A 1,272-nucleotide genomic window follows, 5' to 3' on the forward strand; every position below is an offset into this window, starting at 1 on the left:
TGACCTTGCCCCCAGTTTCTATCCAGTTTTGAGTTCGTTTCGGGCGTGGGTTGTGCCCTGCTGGGCGGGTGAAGCGACGGGCGCTGGCGCGGAGCCTTTGGCATAGCGCAGCGCGAGCGACCGTCGCGGATTGAAGGTGGTGGCGAACTCGGCCGGTGTCTGCCAGGCGAGTTGGGAGTGCGGCCGCGCAGTGTTGTAGTCGGCGCGCCACAGGGCGATGGCTACGCGCGCCTGAGCCAGCGAGGTGAACAGCGTCTCGTTGAGCAGTTCATCGCGCAGTCGGCCGTTGAAGCTCTCGATGAAGCCATTCTGCATCGGCTTGCCGGGCGCAATGTAATGCCATTCGACGCGGTTCTGATCCGCCCAGGAGAGGATGGCGTTCGAGGTGAACTCGCTGCCATTGTCGCTGACGATCATCCTCGGCCGGCCGCGCTCGGTAATGAGCCGGTCCAATTCTCGGGCAACCCGTATGCCCGAGAGAGACGTATCAACGATGAGTGCCAGGCACTCTCTCGTGCAGTCGTCGACGACGGCCAGGATGCGGAAGCGGCGCCCGTCGGTGAGCTGGTCCGATACGAAGTCGAGCGACCAGCGCTCGTCGGGCCTCAGCGGCACCAGCATCGGCGCCCTGGTCCCGATCGCCCGCTTGCGGCCGCCACGGCGGCGAACGGCGAGCTTCTCCTCCCGATAGAGCCGGAACAGCTTCTTGTGGTTCACGACCAGGCCCTCCCGCCTCAGCATCACGAGAAGACGCCGGTAGCCGAACCGGCGACGCTGCTGCGCGATCGCCTTCATCCGCTCGCGAACCTCGCGGTCGTCCGGCCTGCTGGTCTCGTAGCGAACCGTCATGCGGCAACAGCCGATGGCTTTACACGCCCGCCGTTCGCTCATCCCGAAGCCTTCCTTCAGGCGAGCGACAGCTTTTCGCTTGGCCGCGGGCGTCACCATTTCTTTCCCACAAGATCCTTCAACGCGGCATTGTCGAGCATGGCGTCGGCCAGAAGCCGCTTCAGCCGCGTGTTCTCGTCCTCCAGCGCCTTCAGTCGCCGTGCCTCGGAGACATCCATCCCGCCGAAGCGGGCCTTCCAGTTGTAGATCGAGGCGTCGCTGACCCCGTGCTTGCGGCACAGATCGGCAACCGATACCCCGGCCTCATGTTCCTTCAAAATTCCGATGATCTGCTCTTCAGAGAAGCGGCTACGTTTCATGTCCTGGTCCTCTCTATGGGCCAGAACGAACTTCAAACCGGATTAGATCAGAGGGGCAAGGTCA

1 protein-coding gene is annotated in these 1,272 nt (G+C 63.5%); it reads right to left on the reverse strand.

Annotated features, from left to right (window positions below):
- Positions 1 to 18 precede the first annotated feature (18 nt).
- Positions 19 to 1,208 (reverse strand): IS3 family transposase gene (locus tag ABID19_RS34270; RefSeq protein ID WP_263807307.1). Its coding sequence is split into 2 segments (ribosomal slippage): positions 19 to 959 and positions 959 to 1,208, totalling 1,191 coding nucleotides; the frame shifts between segments, so codons are not numbered across the junction.
- Positions 1,209 to 1,272 lie beyond the last annotated feature (64 nt).

Source organism: Mesorhizobium robiniae, assembly GCF_040545535.1.
In the GTDB taxonomy this organism is placed as follows: domain Bacteria; phylum Pseudomonadota; class Alphaproteobacteria; order Rhizobiales; family Rhizobiaceae; genus Mesorhizobium; species Mesorhizobium robiniae.